The following is a 2,249-nucleotide window of genomic DNA, read 5'->3' as shown; positions in this document are numbered from 1 at the left end:
CCGCGATGCCGGCACTGACCGGCGTGGTCTGGCGGCGATAGCCGATGCAACCCTCGATAAACTGCTGGGACCCGGTTACAACCAGAACAAGGCCGCCTATGACGCCGAGGTGCCGGATTCAGCGGACCCGCAGCGGCTGGCGCAGGCAAAGCAGGCTAATGGTAAAGGACCCAATCCGTTTAAAGGTCTGTCCCGCGAGCAACTGGCGCTGATCACCTATGACGACAGCGGGGCGTTTACCGTTAATGAGCGTCGGGCTGCCTGGAGAGAAGCGTATGACCAGGAAGAGGCATGGAAACATGCGGTGATTGCCAAAATGAATGAGGAAGATGAGCGCAAAGGACGGGTATCGGCCAGTACCTATAAATCGATGCTTGATCACTACCAGTCGCTGCCGGCGATAGAAGAAGCGCAACTGCCGGATGGCTATGCCTCGCAACTGATGACGCTAATCCAGCAGGGCGGCAGTGATGATGCTCTCACCCGGCAGCAGGAGGCGCTGCGCCCGTTACTGAACGCGCTGGCGCTGCGGGCGGAGCAGGCGAAAGCGACACCCCGTCTCGGTTGATACGCTGATATCTGCTTGTATTGATTTGCTAAATGCCTGAGCGGCGGTTACGGTTACGGGGAAACGCGCGGGAATAGTAAAAGGATAAAGGACAGGATGCCTGAGGCTGGCACAACGGATTCTCTTTGTTTAGAACACATCACTTATGCCTATGCGGCAGGGACATCGGCGGTGCAACCAGTACTGCATGATGTCTCATTGTCTATTCCCAAAGGACAATCCTGCGCCATCATCGGCGCATCGGGTTCGGGTAAAAGCACCTTACTGAACATCATCGGGTTGTTGGACCAACCCACTTCTGGCCGCCTGTGGCTGGCGGGTAATGATATGACGCAAGCGAGCGCCGATGAACGGGCAGTGATGCGTAATCAGGCTATCGGATTCGTGTTCCAAAGTTTTAACCTGCTGCCCCGGCTCACCCTTCAGGACAATGTTGCCCTGCCGCTGTACTACCGCGGTGTGGCTCGCCCGTTGGCGCGGCAGAGGGCGTGTGAGCAACTGGCACGTGTTGGGTTGACCGGGCGTTATCATCATCGCCCGGCTGACTTATCCGGTGGGCAGCGTCAGCGTGTGGCGATAGCCCGTGCGCTGGCAGGCGAACCGGCACTGCTGCTGGCCGATGAGCCGACCGGCAATCTCGATAGCCAAACCGCACAAGAGATTATCGACCTGCTGTTAACGCTTAATCGTGAGCAGGCCGTGACGTTGGTGATGGTGACGCACGATAACAGCGTAGCCGGGCGTATGCAGCGCTGTATTCAGGTGCGCGATGGCCGTATTTGGGAGCAGAGTGATGCGTGAGCGGTTGTCGGCGTATGGCCCTTCTTTGCGCCAACAGTTGAGTGAACCATTGGAGAGCTTGCGCCTGCTTGGGCGGCGTGCGGTGCTGGCATTGTCAGGGATTGCGGTGGGATGTGGTGCGGTAGTGGCGCTGATTAATATTGGTCACAATGCCGAAGCGCAGGCGATGGCGGTATTCCGGAATATGGGCAGCGACCTGCTGGTAGCGACGGTGCAAGTGCCGGTTGGTCGCCAGATGCCGGTCTATCCGGCGACATTGCCGGATATGGCAGCGCTACCGCAGGCGGTGCCGGATATCCGCGCCGCCTCGGCGCTGATTATCACCTCAATGGCGTCACGCATTGGAGGGCGCAGCGTCAACACCGTGCTGGCAGGGGTCAACCCTGCTTTGTCATCGGTACTGGATTTGCAACTGGCGCAGGGGCGTTTTCTAAGCGCGTTTGATGCGCACAGTACCCATGCGGTCATCGGCGCCCATCTGGTGGATGAACTGGCGGCCAAAGGGGTACAGGTGGTTCCCGGCACGCGAGTACAACTGGGGGGCTATCTCTTTCAGGTGGTCGGCATTTTACAACCCCGTGGGCAGAATCCTTTGCTGACGGTTTCGGTTGATGACAGCATTCTGGTGCCCATCGAGGGGATGAGTCGTCTGATTCCTGCGCCCAACATCAACACTGTGTTGATGCGCAACCGGTCTGGCGAAACGCTGGAACAGGTCGCCTCTCAAGTGCAGTCGCAACTTCAGTTGTTACTGCCGGGCCAGCAAATCGAGGTGCAAATTCCACAGCAACTGCTGGCAGGCATTGCGCAGCAGTCGCGCCTGTTTTCCTGGCTGCTGGCGGGGTTGGGCGGCATCTCTCTGATTGTCGGCGGGGTGGGG

3 protein-coding genes are annotated in these 2,249 nt (G+C 58.8%); all 3 read left to right on the top strand.

Translation table 11 applies throughout. The features are described 5' to 3' along the window. A partial coding sequence (locus Dpoa2040_RS08110; protein WP_168640936.1) for a hypothetical protein occupies positions 1–568 on the top strand: 568 nt, incomplete at its 5' end. A gap of 96 nt (positions 569–664) precedes the next feature. Then, entirely contained in the window at positions 665–1,369 is a 705-nt protein-coding gene (locus tag Dpoa2040_RS08105) for an ABC transporter ATP-binding protein (RefSeq protein WP_042873492.1), read from the top strand. After that, positions 1,338–2,249: ABC transporter permease (locus Dpoa2040_RS08100; protein WP_246867269.1), on the top strand; the 912-nt coding region annotated here is incomplete at its 3' end. The genes Dpoa2040_RS08105 and Dpoa2040_RS08100, both read left to right, overlap by 32 nt.

Origin of the sequence: Dickeya sp. CFBP 2040 (assembly GCF_012273755.1) — a bacterium.
In the GTDB taxonomy this organism is placed as follows: Bacteria; Pseudomonadota; Gammaproteobacteria; order Enterobacterales; family Enterobacteriaceae; genus Dickeya; species Dickeya poaceiphila.
This window is presented reverse-complemented; position numbering and strand designations above follow the sequence as displayed.

Coding starts and splice junctions, on each gene's coding strand:
- Dpoa2040_RS08105 (WP_042873492.1), top strand. CDS start 665: ATGCCTGAGGCTGGCACAACGGATTCTCTTTGTTTAGAACACATCACT.